Origin of the sequence: Aquimarina sp. Aq78 (assembly GCF_900299525.1) — a bacterium.
GTDB lineage: Bacteria > Bacteroidota > Bacteroidia > Flavobacteriales > Flavobacteriaceae > Aquimarina.
The window spans coordinates 152,828-171,005 of sequence record NZ_OMKA01000024.1 but is presented as its reverse complement, the minus strand read 5'-3'; the positions used below and the strand labels follow the sequence as shown (position 1 = coordinate 171,005).

The 18,178-nt window shown below is 32.7% G+C and carries 17 protein-coding genes; 7 read left to right on the top strand and 10 right to left on the bottom strand.

The window, feature by feature from the left end; translation table 11 throughout:
* Positions 1–484: 484 nt before the first annotated feature.
* The 6 genes from DG435_RS15370 to DG435_RS15345 all read right to left on the bottom strand — a co-directional run bounded on the left by DG435_RS15370 (position 485) and on the right by DG435_RS15345 (position 6,040).
* Positions 485–760: an ATP-dependent Clp protease adaptor ClpS gene (locus tag DG435_RS15370; protein ID WP_024770828.1), complete on the bottom strand. Its 276-nt coding sequence runs from the start codon at positions 758–760 to the stop codon at positions 485–487.
* 62 nt (positions 761–822) lie between these two features.
* Complete coding sequence (gene prmA, locus DG435_RS15365; RefSeq protein ID WP_106793075.1) at positions 823–1,662, bottom strand: 50S ribosomal protein L11 methyltransferase; 840 nt, start codon at positions 1,660–1,662, stop codon at positions 823–825.
* A gap of 118 nt (positions 1,663–1,780) precedes the next feature.
* Positions 1,781–2,533, bottom strand: a complete 753-nt coding sequence (tpiA, locus tag DG435_RS15360; protein ID WP_106793076.1) for a triose-phosphate isomerase — start codon at positions 2,531–2,533, stop codon at positions 1,781–1,783.
* A 63-nt stretch (positions 2,534–2,596) separates the two neighbouring features.
* Entirely contained in the window at positions 2,597–3,670 is a 1,074-nt protein-coding gene (locus DG435_RS15355; protein ID WP_106793077.1) for an ABC transporter permease, read from the bottom strand.
* Complete coding sequence (locus DG435_RS15350; RefSeq protein WP_106793078.1) at positions 3,670–5,334, bottom strand: BT_3928 family protein; 1,665 nt, start codon at positions 5,332–5,334, stop codon at positions 3,670–3,672. Before DG435_RS15350 ends, DG435_RS15355 begins: the two co-directional genes overlap by 1 nt.
* A 160-nt stretch (positions 5,335–5,494) precedes the next feature.
* Positions 5,495–6,040 (bottom strand): DUF1599 domain-containing protein, encoded by a 546-nt coding sequence (locus DG435_RS15345; protein WP_106793079.1) that lies wholly within the window; start codon positions 6,038–6,040, stop codon positions 5,495–5,497.
* 169 nt (positions 6,041–6,209) lie between these two features.
* Here DG435_RS15345 and folP point away from each other — a divergent pair, with 169 nt between their 5' ends.
* The 3 genes from folP (at position 6,210) to DG435_RS15330 (ending at position 8,806) form a co-directional block, all read left to right on the top strand.
* Positions 6,210–7,034, top strand: a complete 825-nt coding sequence (folP, locus tag DG435_RS15340; protein ID WP_106793080.1) for a dihydropteroate synthase — start codon at positions 6,210–6,212, stop codon at positions 7,032–7,034.
* Positions 7,035–7,247: 213 nt separating this feature from the next.
* Positions 7,248–8,024 (top strand): diadenylate cyclase CdaA, encoded by a 777-nt coding sequence (cdaA, locus tag DG435_RS15335; protein ID WP_106793081.1) that lies wholly within the window; start codon positions 7,248–7,250, stop codon positions 8,022–8,024.
* The gene (locus DG435_RS15330; RefSeq protein WP_106793082.1) at positions 8,024–8,806 is read left to right on the top strand and encodes a DUF3667 domain-containing protein; all 783 of its coding nucleotides are present in this window, start codon (positions 8,024–8,026) and stop codon (positions 8,804–8,806) included. The genes cdaA and DG435_RS15330 overlap by 1 nt, the downstream gene beginning before the upstream one ends.
* Before the next feature lie 14 nt (positions 8,807–8,820).
* Here the strand turns inward: DG435_RS15330 and DG435_RS15325 are convergent, their stop codons facing one another.
* Together DG435_RS15325 and truA are read right to left on the bottom strand one after the other, a co-directional pair.
* On the bottom strand, positions 8,821–10,584 hold the full coding sequence (locus DG435_RS15325) for an ABC transporter ATP-binding protein (protein WP_106793083.1): 1,764 nt from the start codon (positions 10,582–10,584) through the stop codon (positions 8,821–8,823).
* Positions 10,565–11,329, bottom strand: a complete 765-nt coding sequence (gene truA, locus DG435_RS15320) for a tRNA pseudouridine(38-40) synthase TruA (RefSeq protein WP_106793084.1) — start codon at positions 11,327–11,329, stop codon at positions 10,565–10,567. Before truA ends, DG435_RS15325 begins: the two co-directional genes overlap by 20 nt.
* Before the next feature lie 181 nt (positions 11,330–11,510).
* On the opposite strand from truA, the gene DG435_RS15315 reads away from it, so the two are divergent.
* Complete coding sequence (locus DG435_RS15315) at positions 11,511–12,005, top strand: metallophosphoesterase (protein WP_106793085.1); 495 nt, start codon at positions 11,511–11,513, stop codon at positions 12,003–12,005.
* 57 nt (positions 12,006–12,062) lie between these two features.
* Here DG435_RS15315 and DG435_RS15310 read toward each other — a convergent pair whose 3' ends face one another.
* Positions 12,063–12,473 carry a DUF4293 domain-containing protein gene (locus tag DG435_RS15310; RefSeq protein WP_106793086.1) on the bottom strand — a complete coding sequence of 137 codons (411 nt, stop codon included), beginning with the start codon at positions 12,471–12,473 and terminating at the stop codon, positions 12,063–12,065.
* Between the two features lie 202 nt (positions 12,474–12,675).
* Between DG435_RS15310 and rho the strand changes: the two genes are divergently transcribed.
* From rho to DG435_RS15295, 3 genes are all read left to right on the top strand, one after another.
* Entirely contained in the window at positions 12,676–14,328 is a 1,653-nt protein-coding gene (gene rho / locus DG435_RS15305; RefSeq protein ID WP_106793087.1) for a transcription termination factor Rho, read from the top strand.
* Positions 14,329–14,471: 143 nt separating this feature from the next.
* Positions 14,472–15,143, top strand: coding sequence for a peptide-methionine (S)-S-oxide reductase MsrA (msrA, locus tag DG435_RS15300; protein WP_106793088.1), 672 nt, complete (start codon positions 14,472–14,474; stop codon positions 15,141–15,143).
* Between the two features lie 605 nt (positions 15,144–15,748).
* Positions 15,749–16,900, top strand: a complete 1,152-nt coding sequence (locus DG435_RS15295; RefSeq protein ID WP_106793089.1) for an SH3 domain-containing protein — start codon at positions 15,749–15,751, stop codon at positions 16,898–16,900.
* Positions 16,901–17,268: 368 nt separating this feature from the next.
* On the opposite strand, the gene DG435_RS15290 is transcribed toward DG435_RS15295, so the two are convergent.
* Positions 17,269–18,153 (bottom strand): bifunctional 5,10-methylenetetrahydrofolate dehydrogenase/5,10-methenyltetrahydrofolate cyclohydrolase, encoded by an 885-nt coding sequence (locus tag DG435_RS15290; protein WP_106793090.1) that lies wholly within the window; start codon positions 18,151–18,153, stop codon positions 17,269–17,271.
* Positions 18,154–18,178 lie beyond the last annotated feature (25 nt).

Sequence of the window (18,178 nt, the reverse complement as noted above, 5' to 3'; positions counted from 1 at the left end):
AATACAATTATGTAGAAAGCTTTGAACTTTTCTAAATTTTTGCGATTTGAAGATATGATATTTTTTTGTAAAAATTGGTTAATTTTTTAAACTATTTATTACAAATACGGTAAAACCGTAAGATTCTTCTAAAGAAAATGCAAAAAAGACAATTTTAAAATAACAAAAAAAATCGATAAAATGCACAATTCTCATATCCAATCAATATGTGAATAAAGTGTTAAAACAAGAGATTACTAAGGATGTTAAAGAAAACTTAATTAGGTATAAGAAATGCAAGGCGTTGAAAGTTTTTTCCCACATATCATAAAGTTTAGGTTTCAGAAATCAATATTTTAAATATTTAACAAAAATTAAAAAAACATACATATATAAAACAACATTAGTACTTAATCCATTCTTAAAACATAATTTGAGGCATAAAAAAAGTCCATGATATGGACTTATAATCTTATAAATGGTGCAAATTTTTATCTACATTCGGTCACACAATCTCTGCACTAAGGCCTGCATCTAATAATTTAGAACACCTTGGTACCAATTCTTCATAAACACCTGTTTTTACAGTACATTTCCCCTTATAATGAACTAACATAGCACATTGCTCTGCCTGCACTGGTGTATGTTCACAAGTATAAATCAGAGTTTCTATAACATGATCAAATGTATTAACATCATCATTATACAAAACAATCTCACTATTGCTTTGATCAACAGATTTTTCTAAAACTTCTTCTAAAACTTTCTCTTGGGTACTCATAAGGGGGTAATTGTTTTATGCAAATATAATAACTTAGAGTATTATATGCATTAATAAAAAGATTATTTTAACTCATAAGATGCTGCTATCCAATTATTTCTATCGATGTTTTCTATAAAATCAAGATGATTCTTTTTACATTCTTCTGTAATTATATTTAAATCTTCTTTATAAAATCCACTCAAAAATAATTTGCCATTAGGATTTAAGCATTCTACATACTGTTGAATATCATTTAGTAGTATATTACGATTAATATTAGCGATAATAACATCGTAGCTTTTTCCCGACAAAAGTGAGGCATCACCCTCATATGCAGTTATACCTTCACAATTATTACGCTCTACATTTTCTATGGTATTTAAATAACACCAATTATCAATATCAATAGCATCTGTTGATCCAGCTCCTCTCATTTTAGCAAGAATTGCCAAGACCCCAGTACCACAACCCATATCCAATACTGTTTTATCGTTTAGATCTGTTTTCAAAATATGTTGGATCATCATGTGTGTAGTCTCATGATGTCCCGTACCAAAAGACATTTTGGGTTCTATAATAATATCATATTTTGTATTTGGTTTTTCATGAAATGGTGCTCTTACACTACAAATATCATCAACTACAATAGGGTTAAAATTCTTTTCCCATTCTTTGTTCCAGTTTATTTGCTCTATTTCTTCAATAGTATATTGTATATCAAACTCTCCAGAATTTAATACATAAATACCTTCCAAAATATTTTCATCCCACTCTGTACTCTGAATAAAAGCGTTAACTCCGTTTTCGGTTTCTACAAAGCTTTCGAATCCAACATACCCTAACTCTGCGATTAATATTTCTGTAGCTGGTTGTAATGGTGAAACTTTAAAATAATACCCAATGTATTTTGTATTTGACATACTGATCTTTTATTATTTTGCAAAGTTACTCTTTTACCATAATGCTGGTACCAAAGTAAGTCTTAATAAAAAAGCACCCCATCTTGTCTTGGGATGCTTTTATATATTCTGTTAATTCTTAAATAGCGTTTACTATTGCAGTAAAATTTTCTGCATCTAATGAAGCGCCTCCTATTAACCCTCCATCTACATCCATTTTTGCAAAAATTTCCTGAGCATTATTAGGTTTTACACTTCCGCCATATAAGATAGAAACCTCATCAGCAATTTCCTGATCAAAAGCATTAGCTATAGTTTTTCTAATAAACGCATGCATTTCTTGAGCTTGCTCTGGAGATGCCGTTTCTCCGGTTCCTATTGCCCAAACGGGTTCATACGCAAGGACTACATTTTTCCAGTCTGCTTTATTTATATGAAAAAGACCGTTTTTTAATTGCTGTTCTACAACAGAGAAATGATTATCACTTTTTCGATCTTGTAATTCTTCTCCAAAACAGAAAATTATAGTCATTTCATGTTGTAATGCAGTATTAACTTTTTTAGCTAATAATTGATCTGTCTCTCCAAAATAAGCTCTACGCTCACTATGTCCCAAAATTACAGTCTCTACTCCAATACTTTTAAGCATATCTGCAGAAATTTCTCCTGTATATGCACCATTTTCTGCTTCATGCATATTTTGTGCAGCAACAGTAATCCCAGAGGGTTTTAAAACTTCAGTTGCACTATACAAGTTTGTAAATGTAGGTGCTACAATAATTTCTGCTTCAGACGATGCTTTAAGTTTGGTTTTTAACTCAGATAGCAATGTCTTGGTTTCTGCCAGATTCTTATTCATCTTCCAGTTTCCGGCTACAATTTTTTTTCTCATTAATTTAAAATTTACGTTTTTGGTTAATAGTGTGGTTATATATTACTAGTAATTATTAATAACTCAAATCCTAATTCTCGGGTCAAGCCATCCATAGATAATATCGACAAATATATTGATTAGTATAAACATAGTTGCTATCACTAACACGGCTCCCATTATTACGGGAAGATCCGACGTGTTTAAGGCGTTTACAATCTCTTTACCTAATCCGTTCCATCCAAATATATATTCTACAAATACAGCTCCGGCGAGCATAGATGCAAACCAACCTGAAATTGCAGTAACAACTGGGTTTAATGAATTTTTTAAAGCATGTTTTCTTATCACCTGAAACATCGAAAGTCCTTTTGCCTTTGCCGTACGAATATAATCTTGCCCCATCACCTCTAGCAATGAATTACGCATTAGCTGGGACACAACTGCAAGTGGTCGTATTCCTAATACAACTGCAGGGAGAATTAAGTTTTTCCACTGAATATAACTCCCTTCACCAAAATCATCTACTTCATATAAACTACCGGTCATATTTAAATTGGTAAATTCTTGTAATACATATCCAAACAACCAGGCAAAAATAATTGAACTAAAAAAAGAAGGAACACTCATTCCTAAAGTACTCAATAATTGAATCAACTTATCTGGCCATTGATCTTTGGTCATAGCACTTATAACTCCTAATAAAATCCCTATAACTATCGCAATGCATATCGCAAAAACAGCAAGAATCCCTGTATTGGGCAACGTTTCTTTAATTACTTCACTTACCTTTTTACCATTCTTTTGCAATGATTCTCTTAAATATGGAAACTTAAGTATCGTAACAACATCTCCTGTTTTAAATAATTGATTTCCTTTATGCTTTTTAGTCTCAAAATATGAAAAATCGTCAGGGTTTGTACTATGAAATGATATAGGAGAAAGATCATTGATATAATATAGATATTGCATTGATAATGGTTTATCAAAACCATATTTCTTTCTCACATTTTTTAATTGCTCTTCGGTCTCATTTTGCCCGAGCATCATCTGAGCAGGGTCACCAGGAAGAATTGTAAACAATAAAAAAATAACAGTCACCACTCCCAATAAAGTAAGCAAAGCATATCCTATTTTACTAATGAGATAACTGCCCATTATTGATTCGAGTTTTCTTTAATTTTTTTTACTTCTTCTAGTGTATATGTTTTGTAAGGAACACCAAAAAGACGTTCGCTGTATTCTTCTATTGTTTCTGTAAAACCAACTTCTTTTCTTCTTTTATTTACAGATTCTGCATCTTTAATCGGCCATATTAATCGAATTGGTTTTTTGCTATTTGAATTCAAAGTCATCCCTTGTGTACCATAAACCTGTTCTAACTCTTGTTGCATTAGATATCGATCTTCCATCATTGCAACCGATGCCATGTCCAGTTCACCTTTTTGTCCGGCTTCTTTTATAAGAGGTAAATACTCTCCAATCTTATCTGAATGTTGAATTACCAACCATGCAGCTATATTTGTCTCTTCACCAACCAGAGTTTTACCCGGATAACCATGCTTTTTAAAAACTTCTTCTACAAATATTGTATTGGTACTATCTACTATTTTTTGTTCTTCCCAGGAAATTTCTCCAGAACTTCTTCCTTCCTGATCCAACTTCATAATACTATCCAACTGTGCTTTTAGTATTACATTAATTTTAGGTTTTGAAGGCTCTACCGTTTCCAGGTTAAGTTTTTCTGCATCATTCCAGTGTAACTTTTTTACTATAGTCCCTTTTTTAAGTTTTACAATCCCCGGATTAGATCGCAATATCGTTTTTAATGCTGTCTCATCGGTTGTATAAAAATCAAAATCAAGGTTATATTGTTGTTGTACCTGTGCTATGTCTTTTGGTGTAGAAGCTGTAAGACCAATTACATCATATCCTTGAGATATAGCTTTATTGGTGATTTCTTTAATTGCATAAAATCCTTCTGCTTCACTTTTAGACAAGTTATACGCTACAATCAATATCAGATTTTCTTTTTCGAGAAATTCTGCTGTATAATCCGTATCATTTTTTTCTATTGCAAAGTCATGAATCGGGGGTTCATATCCTTCATCTACTGTCTTGGTTTCAACTTCGATAAATTTACCTTCTACTTTGGGGTAATCTCCACTAGTAGTAATAATTTTCTCCTCTCCGTTAACATCAAATTTCCAGTGATAAGCAAACTCTGCTTTTGGAGCTCCTTCTGGAACCTCCATCCCTTCCTGGATATTAACTCCCTCTTTATATGCTCTAAAATCAAAAGCTGGTAAATGCATTAAAACATAATATGCAAAGCCCAAACAAGCAGTAAAAGTTGCAAAAACAATCCATTTATGCGTTGCAAAAGGTTTAAGCGGTGTTATATATTTTCTTCCAAAGAACAATATCAATATTAAAACTAGTAAAATCACATCTTTGGTAAATGATTCCCAAGGAGTTAAGGGTAATGCATCACCAAAACACCCGCAATCTGTAACTTTATTAAAATACGCCGAATAAAAAGTAAGAAACGTAAAAAAGGCAATCATCAATAACAATGACCATACTGTAAACTTTGGCAAGTATCCTAATAACAATGTAATACCTAATACGATTTCAAAAATCACCAAAAAAATCGCAATTAATAATGCAAAGGGAATTAAAAATTCTAAGTTAAGTACACCTTCTCCAAAGTACTCCTGAAGCTTATATGAAAATCCTACAGGGTCGTTAAGTTTTATAAACCCAGAAAACAGAAAAAGTGCTGCTACAAATATTCTTGAGAAAGAAACCAATATTTTCATCTACGTATATATTTATTTTTTCAAAAAGTCAATATAGAATCAATGTAACAACTATTTTGATTACCTGTTCTTCATATTTTGACTATAATATTTTAGTATAATTTGCACAAGATAATATGATTAATTCTTGTTCCTTTTAGTTTAACAGTATTTTATATGTCTAATTACCTGCTTCACCTAAATGAATCATAGCAAACACTGCATAATTGATCATATCCTGATAATTTGCATCGATACCCTCGCTTACCAACGTTTTTCCTTTGTTATCCTCTATCTGTTTTACTCTAAGTAATTTCTGAATAATAAGATCTGTAAGAGAACTCACCCTTAAATCACGCCAGGCCTCTCCATAATCATGATTTTTATTCATCATCAATTCTTTGGTAATTCCAATATGCTTATCATACAAAGCGACTGCATCTTCTGGCGATAAATCGGGTTGTTCTGCAACTCCTTTTTCTAATTGTATCAACGCCATTAAGCAATAGTTAATAATCCCTATAAATTCGGGAATTTCACCTTCATTTATCTTACGCACTTCATTTTCCTGAAGACTTCTGATTCGTTGTGCTTTAATAAAAATTTGATCGGTTAACGATGGTAATCTTAGAATTCTCCACGCACTGCCATAATCTATCATCTTTTGATTAAAAAGATCTCGACAATTATTAATTATTGTATCATATTGTGTGGATGTATCTTGCATAAAACTGTTGAATTTTGCGTAAATTTCGCTTTAATATGGGAATTAAAAAAATCATATCTAAAGTTTAAAAATAAAAAACACAAAATGTGACATCACAATTTTATAAATTCTAACCAAAATATCGGCTTACCTCTGAAAACAACAACCACAAACAAATGAAATCTCAAAAATGACAATCAACTGTAAAGGCTCATTAATAGATATATCTGCACCAAAAGTAATGGGTATCCTTAACCTGACTCCTGATTCCTTTTATGATGGGGGAAATTATAAAAATGAAAACGAGATATTAAAACAGACAGAGCAAATGCTCATTGAAGGTGCTACTTTTATTGATTTAGGTGCTTACTCCTCAAGACCAGAAGCAGATCATATTGCCATCGAAGAAGAGAAAAAAAGAATCCTGCCTATAGTATCATTATTGGTTAATAAATTTCCTGAAATCCTGATATCTATTGATACATTTAGAAGTGAAATTGCAAAACTATGTATTGAAGCTGGAGCCGCATTAATTAATGATATCTCTGCCGGAAATTTAGATAAAAATATGATCTCAACGGCAGGAAAATTGAGAGTTCCATACATTATGATGCACATGAAAGGAACTCCGCAAACCATGAAATCATTAAATCATTATGATAACCTAATTCATGAAATGAACATTTATTTTGCAGAAAAAATTGCAGAAGCTAGAAAACATGGTGTAAATGATATTATCATTGATCCTGGATTTGGGTTTGCTAAAGATATACATCAGAATTTTGATCTTTTAAAAAGTCTAAAACTCTTAGAAGCACATAATTTACCTATACTGGCTGGGATCTCTCGAAAATCAATGATATACAAAACATTAAATAACACTCCGCAAGAAGCATTAAATGGCACTACATCTCTTAATACTATAGCTTTACTTAATGGAGCCTCTATTTTAAGAGTACATGATGTTAAAGAAGCTGTAGAGTGTATTCATCTGGTAGATGCTTATTCTAATTAGAGAAACTATTACAGATGAATTTAACTCACCACTATTTTGAATACATTGTTTTATACAGCTTTTCAAAACAAGGTCATAATTATTGTACAAAACTAATTGGATCCCGATATACATCGGGATTAGTTCAACCCGTTATTTTGAATACGCTGTTTTATACCACTTTTCAAAACAAGGTTTCACTAATTTTTCTATTTTTACAAAAACACCAGACATTTGGATTTAATAAACCTAAGAATATTAGACATACTTGATATTGTACTTGTTGCCTTCTTATTGTACTATATCTATAAGTTAGTTAAAGGTACTGCGGCTATCAATATTTTTATAGGAATAGTTATGATTTACCTGGTATGGAAACTCACACAGTTCCTTGCCATGGAGATGTTAAGTAGCGTTCTGGGTGAATTTATTGGTGTCGGAATGTTTGCTCTAATTGTAGTTTTTCAGCAAGAAATACGAAAATTCCTTTTAATGATTGGTTCTACTAATTTTGGAAGAAGACGTAAATTTCTAAGGCAATTAAAATTTATTAGAGATGCACCAGAAGATAGTGTTACCAATATTACTGCTATCGTAACGGCCTGTAGTGAAATGGCAAAAACTCATACCGGGGCACTTATTATTATTAAAAGAAATACATCTTTGGACTTCGTTAAAACCTCTGGAGATCCTATGGATGTCCTTGTAAATACTCCTATAATCGAAAGTATTTTTTATAAAAACAGCCCTCTTCATGATGGAGCAATGATAATAGAAGATAATAGTATAGTAGCAACACGAGTCATCCTACCAGTTACCAACGATACTAATATGCCTTTACGTTTTGGACTAAGGCATCGTGCAGCTGTAGGTATTAGTGAGAAAACAGATGCTTTAGCTCTTGTAGTAAGTGAGGAGACTGGCAAATTATCATATATCAAAAACGGGGAATTTGTGATATTTAAAACAGAAGAAGAATTAATAGATAAAATAAAAAGGGATTTAGTTTAATGAATAATTTAATTAGTATTACCAACTGCAAAAATTGTGGACAACAAATTGAAACTCATAATTTTTGCCCTGATTGCGGTGCAAAAAAGATTACAAAACGAATTACTTTTAAAAATTTGATTTCAGAATTTGTTGATCGTTTTCTTAATCTGGACAATTCATTCATCAAAACATTTATTCATTTATTCACAAAACCAGAAGAAGTAATTAATGGTTATATCCATGGACTTAGAAAACGTTATGTAAATGCTTTTGGATATTTTGCCATTACGATAACAATCACAGGAATCTATGCTTTTTTAGTAAAAGATAGGTTAAAGGAAATTATGTCGTTTAGTGGTTTTTCTGAACAACAAGCTCAAATGCAAAGTTCAATCTTTGACACTACTTTTCAGTATCAATCTATATTAAGTTTTTTAATGATTCCGCTATTAGCTTTATTATCCCGGCTAGTTTTTTTGAATTATAAAAAATATAATCTAACAGAGCATTTTGTAATCTATCTATACGCCTACTCCCATATTGTGGGAACCATGACATTAATTTTACTCCCATTAACATTTATGGTAGATAACTTTATGTTTGTAGGTATGGTGCAATTTCCAGTGTACATATTTTACATGGCTTATGTTTTAAAGAGACTTTATCAAATTAGCTTGAAGAAAATCCTGATCAAAACACTACTGTTTCTTATCTATGGTGGAATACTGTATATGATTACAGGATTAGTAGTCGTTATAATAATGATTCTATCGGGAGCCATAGAAATCCCTACCAAGTAAAAGCAACAAACTGTTTATTCGATCACATTAGCGAATTGCACCTCGTATAAATTTCTATAATACCCATTTTCTATTTGAAGTAATTCATTATGGTTACCTTGTTCTACGATCTTACCTTGATCCATTACAATAATTTTATCTGCCTTTTTAATGGTTGCCAATCGATGAGCAATAACAATAGAAGTTCTTCCTTTGGTAATCTTGTTTGTTGCGTTCTGAATTAGTTGTTCACTATGCGAATCTATCGATGATGTAGCTTCATCTAATACCAAAATACCTGGATTAGTAACATAGGCTCTTAAAAAAGAAATAAGCTGTCGTTGTCCCGAAGAAAGCATAGCCCCTCTTTCTTTTACATTATAGTTATACCCATCCGGAAGACTCATAATAAAATCATGAATTCCTATCTCTTTTGCAGCTTGATATACCTGTTCTTCCAAAATATCTCCATTATTTAAAGTGATATTATTAAAAATAGTATCTGCAAACAAAAACACATCTTGAAGCACCACTGCAATATGGCTTCGTAATGACTTTAACTCAATAGTTTTAATATCGGTATCATCAATAGAAATTACTCCACTATCTATTTCATAAAACCTACTAAGTAAATTAATAATTGTAGATTTTCCTGCTCCTGTAGCTCCTACTATTGCTACTGTCTCCCCTACTTCAACATTAAAAGAGATTCCTTTTAATACTTCTTCGTTTTCAACATAACTAAATCGCACATCATCAAATGTAATTTTACCTCTTATCTTTTCTAATAACTGCTCTCCGTTATTCTCAATTTTAGAATCTGTATCCAGAATGGCAAAAACACGATTAGCAGCTACCATTCCCATTTGCAGTGTATTGAATTTATCTGCTATCTGTCGCAATGGTCTAAACAAGATTTGAGAGAGCTGGATAAATGCGATAACCAACCCTAGGGTGATCTCATCTCCTTGTGCAGCCTTAAGTCCTCCGAACCAAACTATTAACCCTATAGTTACAGAACTAGACATCTCTGCAATAGGAAAAAATATAGAGTTATACCAAACTGTTTTTACCCAACCTTTTTTATGCTTCTCGTTAATTTCTTTAAAATTGGAGTATTCGGTTTCTTCTCTTGTAAATAATTGAACAATCTTCATTCCGGTAATTCGTTCCTGCACAAATGAATTAAGATTAGAAACTTGCGTTCTCACTTCCTCAAAAGCCACTTTCATTTTCTTTTGAAAAATTCTTGTTGCATAGACAACTAAGGGCAATACAACAAATACCAGTAATGCAAGTTGCCAACTCTGATACAACATATAGCATAGAATTGCTAGCATTTTTAACAGATCACTCATAATCATAAACAATCCCTGGCTAAAAATACTGGCTATAGTTTCGATATCACTTACAGCTCTGGTAACCAATCTACCGACTGAAGACCGGTCATAATATTGTTTTTTAAAGCCAAGCATATGTTCAAACAACTTAACTCTAATATCTCGAATTACTTCTTGTCCTAACCAGTTAGCAAAATAGATAAATAAGAATTGGGTAATCACATCCAGGAACAAAACTCCCAGCATCAGACAAATGAAATAAATCAATAGTTCTCCATCCTGAGGAATAATAGTCCTATCTATTGTTTCTCTAAGCAAATAAGGGTTAACAATTGACAAAATAGCTAATAAAATAGCTGAAAAACCAACAAAATAAAAAGTCAGCCGGTAAGGATTAGTATATGTAATCAACCGTCTGAAAAGTTTAAAATCAAAAGCTTTACCACTCTTTTCTGCCATCTATATTATATATATCATTAGGATATTCTACAGCTGTTAAGTAAAGTCCATGAGCAGGAACCGAATATCCAGCCTGACCACGATCTTCACTTTTAATAATAGCTATTAAATCCTCATTATTTAATTTATGTTCTCCAATCTCGATAAGTGTTCCCACAATTGCTCTCACCATATTTCTAAGAAAACGATTGGCCGAAATCTTAAAAACTAATTGATTACCATGATTTTCCCAAGTAGCATTTGTGATTGTACAATTATACGTTTTTACATCGGTTTTGGACTTACTAAAGCATTTAAAATTAGCATAGTTTAACAGTAATTTAGCAGCTTCATTCATCAAATCCACATCCAATGGTTTCTTTAAATAATAAGATTTATGAATACTAAAAGGGTCTTTTATTAAAGTAACATGGTATTCATATGACCTACTTACCGCATCAAACCGGGCATGGGCATTTTCTTGCACATGATGTATATTCTGAATTGCAATTTCTGCTGGTAAAATTGCATTAAGTTTATATTTGAATTGATCTGGATCTAATATATCCTCGCATTCAAAATGAGCCATAATTTGTTTTGCATGAACACCAGCATCTGTTCTTCCTGCTCCAACTACATCTATTTTATTTCTTAAAATAGTAGATAATGAACCCTCAAGAACTTCCTGTACAGAAATTGCATTAGGCTGCCGTTGCCACCCATGATATGGAGTTCCGTTATATGAAAGTTCTAAAAAATATTTCATTCTACTCGTATCTATTATTTTCAATACCGTTTCTTTACTTAGATTCTGTAGCTTATTTCAAAAGCAATATTCTATTTTTGCATAAAAACTAAGCGCAAATATACTTTATAAAACAGAGATAGAAGTTATGGTTTACTTCCTGTTTTTCTATCGTGCGATAACTCAATTTTATTATTCAACTTTGAAAAAAATACTTTTACTTAGCGACACCCATAGTTATATTGATTCCCGCATATTGCATTATGTTAATGAAGCAGACGAAATCTGGCATGCCGGAGATATCGGGGACCTTAAAGTTACCGATACTATTGAAGCTCTAAAACCTCTTAGAGCGGTATATGGAAATATTGATGACGATAAAGCTCGGACCACTTACCCTTTACACCAAAGATTTGATTGCGAGGGAGTTTCTGTATGGATCACTCACATAGGAGGATATCCTCCTAAATATAACATTAACACCAGAGATGAGATCAAATCAAACCCTCCTCAACTATTTATCTGTGGCCATTCACATATTCTAAAAGTAATACCCGATAAAAAAAACGGAGTGTTACATATGAATCCCGGAGCTGCAGGCAAACATGGGTTTCATAAAGTAAGAACAATGTTAAGATTTACTTTGAATTCTGGTAATATCGAAAATCTAGAAGTGATCGAATTAGGAAAAAAATAAAACCCGGAGTTGGCATACTCCGGGTCTTAACGCACTAATACTACTAAGATTTTAGGTTTATCGTAATCGATCTACAGATTTTACAAGATTCTCATCCTTCTTAATAGCCTTATTGGCTATTACTAATAAAACGATAGAAATAACAGGAATGATCATCCCAATACCTTTCTCTGAAACCTGAGTCTCTCCAGATACCGTTAGTGACCAATAAACAAATACTCCTAGTAAAATAAAGTTTAATAAGATATTGATACGCCCCAATACAAATTGAAGCTTTCTATTTTTAAATAAAAAAATCGAAATCAGAGACAAAGCTGCTGATCCCAAAAACATTCCTAAAAGAAATAATTCTCCCTTAGCATAAAGTTCTACACCATTAGCATCTATCCCATATGGTAAATACATACAAAGCCCTCCAGAAACTGCAGCAGCTAATAAAAGGTATATGGTTTGAATTCGTTGTAACATTAATTTTTTTTCCTTAGAGAAAAGCAAAAATAAGAGTTTCTTTTTATAAATATGTGTAAAAAATAAAAATAAAGTCGTATACTTGCAGCACAAAACCTGTAACCTTCTCAACTAAGGTTACTTACCTTCGAAAATAAAATTTTCCTAGATTTCTTCTTTAGAAAATTTATACCTAAAACGTAAAATTATATAACAAATATAAATGTTAGAGATTTCCGAATTAAAAGCAAAAAAGCTTCCTGAATTGCAAGAAATTGCAAAAAACCTTAATGTACCGAAGTTTCGTACCTTAAAAAAATTAGATCTAGTATATCAAATACTAGATTATCAAGCCACAAATCCTAACAAGGTAAAGCAAGTGGTAGCTGAGGATACTTCAGAAAAAACAGATTCTGAAAAACCAAAACCCAATGTTCGTCAAAGAAGACCTCGTGCTCGCAAACCAGACGGACCTACAAATCCTGCCAAAAAAGACAACAAAGACAATAAAGCTCCTCAAGAACAGAAAAGCGAAGTGACCAAACCACTTCCTTCAGCGGAAACCGTTTCTAAAGAGAAAGAAAGCAGCGATAAAAAAAATAAACCTCATCAAAATAGAGATGATAAAAAGGACAATCGAAACAGAGGTAATGATAAGTCTCAACAAAATAAGTCTCGAAATAACAATCCTAACAACTCTAATAAAAAAGAGAACGGAAATCGCGACAACAGAAATCGGTATAAAGAACCAGATTTTGAGTTTGATGCCATAATCGAAAGTGAAGGTGTATTGGATATTATGCAAGATGGATATGGATTCTTAAGATCTAGTGATTACAACTACCTTTCTTCTCCAGATGATATCTATGTATCACAATCACAAATCAGACTTTTTGGACTTAAAACAGGTGATACAGTATTAGGACAAGTAAGACCTCCTAAAGAAGGTGAAAAATACTTTCCTCTTATTAAGGTAAATAAAATTAATGGTCTTGACCCACAAGTAGTTCGTGATAGAGTTTCTTTTGAACACTTGACTCCTTTATTTCCGCAAGAAAAATTCAATATTGCAGAAAGACAAAGTACAATTTCTACCAGGATAATGGATTTATTTGCTCCTATCGGAAAAGGACAACGTGGTATGATAGTATCACAACCTAAAACCGGTAAGACAATGCTACTTAAGGATGTTGCCAATGCGATTGCTGCTAATCATCCTGAAGTATACCAAATGATTCTTCTTATAGATGAAAGACCTGAAGAAGTTACCGACATGCAACGTAATGTAAAAGGAGAAGTAATTGCCTCTACTTTTGACAAAGAAGCTAACGAACATGTAAAAGTAGCTAACATCGTACTGGAAAAAGCAAAAAGATTGGTCGAATGTGGTCATGATGTAGTAATCCTATTAGACTCAATCACAAGACTAGCCAGAGCATACAACACTGTTCAACCAGCTAGTGGAAAAATATTAAGTGGTGGTGTAGATGCTAATGCTTTACACAAACCAAAACGTTTCTTTGGTGCTGCGCGTAACATAGAAAATGGAGGTTCATTAACTATTATCGCAACAGCATTAACAGAAACAGGTTCTAAAATGGACGAGGTAATCTTTGAAGAGTTCAAAGGAACTGGTAATATGGAACTACAATTAGATCGTAAAATCTCTAACCGTAGAATTTTCCCTGCTATTGATCTTACATCCTCAAGTACTCGTCGAGATGACATCCTACTAGACGAAACAACTATTCAAAGAATGTGGGTAATGCGAAAATATCTTGCAGACATGAATCCTGTAGAAGCAATGGAGTTCATTAATGAACGCTTTAAGCAAACAAGAAATAATGATGAGTTCCTTATTTCGATGAACGGATAACAATACATTTATAATAAATAATGAAGGCGGCTATCAAAATTGATAAGCCGCCTTTGCTTTATCATATAATTTTCATCATTTTTAATAAATTAACTGAAAGTTTTCTGAGAAGAAATTGACCAAGTATTAAAACTTAAATTATTATGAAAAATATATTATATATAATATGGAGTGCCGTTTTATTATTTTCAAGTTGCCAGAGCAATAGTCAATCTACTAAAAACAAAAAAGAAGTAACGCAAAATGAAAACATCACTCCTGTGAGAGTTGAACCTGTAAACGGTTTAGAAAGAGCTTATTTTGCCAGTGGATGTTTTTGGTGTGTCGAAGCTGTTTATGAAAGCGTAAAAGGTGTTAAAGAATCCATCTCTGGATACTCAGGAGGCCACACTACAAATCCAACATATCAATCCAGCAATACAGGGCGAACAGGGCATGCAGAAGCCGTAGAGATTATCTATGACCCAAAAACTGTTTCTTTCTCGACTTTGGTAGATGTATATTTTGGATCACAAAATCCAACACAAGTTAACGGACAAGGCCCAGATCATGGTTCGCAATACAGATCAATTATCTTTTATCAAAATGAAGAACAGAAAAAAATAGTCGACGACAAAAAAGAAACATTAGGTAAAAAACTAAATAGAAGAATAGCGGCAGAAGTTTTACCGTTTCAAAAATTCTGGAAAGGAGAAGCTTATCATCAGGATTATGAAAAAAGAAACCCAGGTAATCCCTACATACGCAATATATCTGTCCCAAGATTAAAAAGATTTCAAGCGAAGTTCCCTGACCTTATTAAAGAGAAACATTAGAGTTTGCTTACATTTTAATTTAAGGATCGGGTTTAGACATATTACCAGGGCCCACAAACCACGTGTTAAACCTATGTTAAAACAAATATAGCCCTTACCCCTATAAAATCAGGTTTTTTCACATTTATATACATCTTTAATACATGACTTACAAAACCGACAATGCTATTGAAAAATTATAATTAAATCGGTTGTATTGCCAAAAAAAATCGTTGAAAAACACAAAACGATGAAAATAAATTGTTATTTTTATTGAAATAAAATGAAAACAAGTTGTGTTTTTCATATTAAAACATTACTTTTGAGTCTGATTTAATGGTTTTCTTTTCAGTATTTTAATCGAAAGTATTGAAGTTTTGCTAGAGCAAAAACACCTTAACTTATTGAAAAACAAGCCATTACAGATTAGATTGTTCTTTAAAAAATTGTAATTCTTTTGGTGTTCATTAGAACGTTTTAAAAGAAGAAATTAGAGCTAAAATATTTTTGGCATCTTTTTTGAAGATCGATTTTTGACGGTAAATTATGTTTTTTTATAAGTTTTTAATTAAAGAAATAGTAATATTAAATTTGAATTATAACCCAATCTACTTAAAACAAGCGATATGAAGTCTATTTTTACATTTATTCTGCTTTTGGTGATTACTTTCTCGTCTGCTCATGCTCAGGATGGGCAATACTTAATGTCTTCTAATAAATTAGAAGTTCGAAGTGGTCCAGGTCTACAATTTAATACCATCGCCGAGGTTCCTCAAGGAACTCAGGTGTATGTAATGAGCTCTAATTATGGAGAGTGGAGTGCAATACAGTTCAAGAAAATGAACGGTTTTGTACTTAGTAGCCTATTAACCGAGGATAGCCGAATTGCAGATGCAGAAAAAGCTGCTCAAGAAGCAGCAGCAAAAAGAGAAGCAGCAAAACAAGCTGCGGCACAAGCGATTGCACAGGCAGAAGCTGCCAAAAAAGCTGCAGAAGAAGCAGCAAGAAGAGCAATTGCTAATGCAGAACGTCTAAAAAGAGAAGCAGAAGCAACAGCTGCAAAAGCTATTGCCGATGCAGAAGCAGCAAAACGATCAAAAGATGTTGCTGCACAAAGAGCTCTTGCAGATACAGAAGAAACAAGAAGAGCGGTAGAAGAAGCTAACAAAAGAGCTGCAAGAGGTTCGAATGTAGCCTCTAACCCTATCGAATCTACAACACCATCTTATGGTTCTAGCTCAAATACGAGTTCTCCTAAAGCTGCTTCTATAGAAGTATCTAGAGAGGATAAATACTCTAGCTGGGAGAAAAAGACATATAAGTCTGGTGCTACTCCAAAATCATTTAACTTTAAAGGTAAGTTTGACTACAAACTAGATAACTACCTTAAAATTAAAGTAGGAAAAAACACAGAGGTAGTTGTTAAGATGTACAAAATGGGTAAAACCAAAGCTGATGATCAGTTAGTACGTGTAACTTTTATCAATTCAAATTCTACTCAGTTTATCAGAAACGTTCCCGAAGGAGAGTACTACCTGAAAATTGCATACGGTAAGCAGTGGGCAGAAACTACTAAGAATGGAAAAAAATTCGGAACTTTTACTAAGAATGCATTATATGAGCATAGTCAACAAATCTTAGATTTTAACACAGTTAAAACTTCTAAGGGTATCAACGTTCCTTCTTATAATTTAGCGTTAGACCTTCTTCCTAGTGGAGGTGGATATAGCACTGGTAATAAAGATGATATCTCTGCAACTGACTTTAACAAAGACTAAGAATACGATTACATACATTTTATAATCACCAAAATATAAATGTAACATATAATAAACGCCAGGACTTTTTGAGTTCTGGCGTTTGTATATAAATACAGTAAGGTTTTTTTCAGAAGGAAATCCTTACATAACTAAAAAGCCTGTATATACGATCGTATATACAGGCTTTTTAGTTATTAGTTAGTGAATAAGATCTAAGGATTCTCAAGTGTGATTAAAAGCTCCCAAATCAAGAATTTCAAACATAATGCAGAAAAATTAGGTCGAAGTTAGCTCTTTTTAATAAAGAATCTAAGTATTGATAGATCTTTACTGTTGTAAAAAAACTTAAACTGACTACTCTCTTCTTAAATCTAAACAACCAATACCTATTTATTACTACGGTGTCTTTCTCTTGCTAATAATGTATTTTTAAGCAACATCGCTATTGTCATTGGCCCCACTCCTCCAGGCACAGGAGTAATAAAAGATGCTTTTTTGCTTACATTTTCAAAATCCACATCCCCGACAATCCTATACCCCTTTGGGTTAGACTCATCAGAAACCCTTGTAATCCCAACATCAATAACAACCGCATTTTCCTTCACCATCTCCGCCTTTAAAAAATTCGGAACTCCCAATGCAGAAATAACAATATCTGCCTGAGCAATAATTTGTTCAATATTTTTGGTATGACTATGGGTTAATGTAACCGTAGAATTACCTGGAGAACCTTTTCTTCCCATTAAGATACTAATAGGCCTACCCACAATATGACTTCTACCAATTACCACTGTATGTTTTCCTTTGGTCTCTACATTGTAGCGCTCTAATAATTCTAAAATACCAAATGGAGTAGCAGAAATAAAAGCTGGCATCTCTAATGCCATTTTTCCAAAATTCATAGGATGAAAACCATCTACATCCTTATCAGGGTGTACAGCTAAGAGTATTTTTTGTTCATCAATTTGGGGAGGTAGTGGCAATTGTACTATAAAACCATCGATATTATCATCTTCATTAAGCCCTTTGATCTTTGCCAACAATTCTATTTCACTGGTAGTATCAGGCATTTTAACCAAAGTAGACTCAAAACCTATTCGTTCACAGGCTCTAACTTTACTACCCACATAGGTTAAACTCGCACCATCATTACCTACCAAAACTGCTGCAAGATGTGGTACTTTTTCACCACGTTCTTTCATTTTTTGGACCTCAACAGCTATTTCATCTTTAATATCGTTGCTTATTTTTTTTCCATCTAATATTTCCATTTGCCTAAATTACCTGTTATTTCCA

What these genes read in the sequence shown, in the direction of transcription:
- DG435_RS15370 (WP_024770828.1), bottom strand. Translation starts at nt 760, where the DNA reads ATGAGTACCCAAGAGAAAGTTTTAGAAGAAGTTTTAGAAAAATCTGTT.
- prmA (WP_106793075.1), bottom strand. Translation starts at nt 1,662, where the DNA reads ATGTCAAATACAAAATACATTGGGTATTATTTTAAAGTTTCACCATTA.
- tpiA (WP_106793076.1), bottom strand. Translation starts at nt 2,533, where the DNA reads ATGAGAAAAAAAATTGTAGCCGGAAACTGGAAGATGAATAAGAATCTG.
- DG435_RS15355 (WP_106793077.1), bottom strand. Translation starts at nt 3,670, where the DNA reads ATGGGCAGTTATCTCATTAGTAAAATAGGATATGCTTTGCTTACTTTA.
- DG435_RS15350 (WP_106793078.1), bottom strand. Translation starts at nt 5,334, where the DNA reads ATGAAAATATTGGTTTCTTTCTCAAGAATATTTGTAGCAGCACTTTTT.
- DG435_RS15345 (WP_106793079.1), bottom strand. Translation starts at nt 6,040, where the DNA reads ATGCAAGATACATCCACACAATATGATACAATAATTAATAATTGTCGA.
- folP (WP_106793080.1), top strand. Translation starts at nt 6,210, where the DNA reads ATGACAATCAACTGTAAAGGCTCATTAATAGATATATCTGCACCAAAA.
- DG435_RS15330 (WP_106793082.1), top strand. Translation starts at nt 8,024, where the DNA reads ATGAATAATTTAATTAGTATTACCAACTGCAAAAATTGTGGACAACAA.
- DG435_RS15325 (WP_106793083.1), bottom strand. Translation starts at nt 10,584, where the DNA reads ATGGCAGAAAAGAGTGGTAAAGCTTTTGATTTTAAACTTTTCAGACGG.
- truA (WP_106793084.1), bottom strand. Translation starts at nt 11,329, where the DNA reads ATGAAATATTTTTTAGAACTTTCATATAACGGAACTCCATATCATGGG.
- DG435_RS15310 (WP_106793086.1), bottom strand. Translation starts at nt 12,473, where the DNA reads ATGTTACAACGAATTCAAACCATATACCTTTTATTAGCTGCTGCAGTT.
- rho (WP_106793087.1), top strand. Translation starts at nt 12,676, where the DNA reads ATGTTAGAGATTTCCGAATTAAAAGCAAAAAAGCTTCCTGAATTGCAA.
- msrA (WP_106793088.1), top strand. Translation starts at nt 14,472, where the DNA reads ATGAAAAATATATTATATATAATATGGAGTGCCGTTTTATTATTTTCA.
- DG435_RS15295 (WP_106793089.1), top strand. Translation starts at nt 15,749, where the DNA reads ATGAAGTCTATTTTTACATTTATTCTGCTTTTGGTGATTACTTTCTCG.
- DG435_RS15290 (WP_106793090.1), bottom strand. Translation starts at nt 18,153, where the DNA reads ATGGAAATATTAGATGGAAAAAAAATAAGCAACGATATTAAAGATGAA.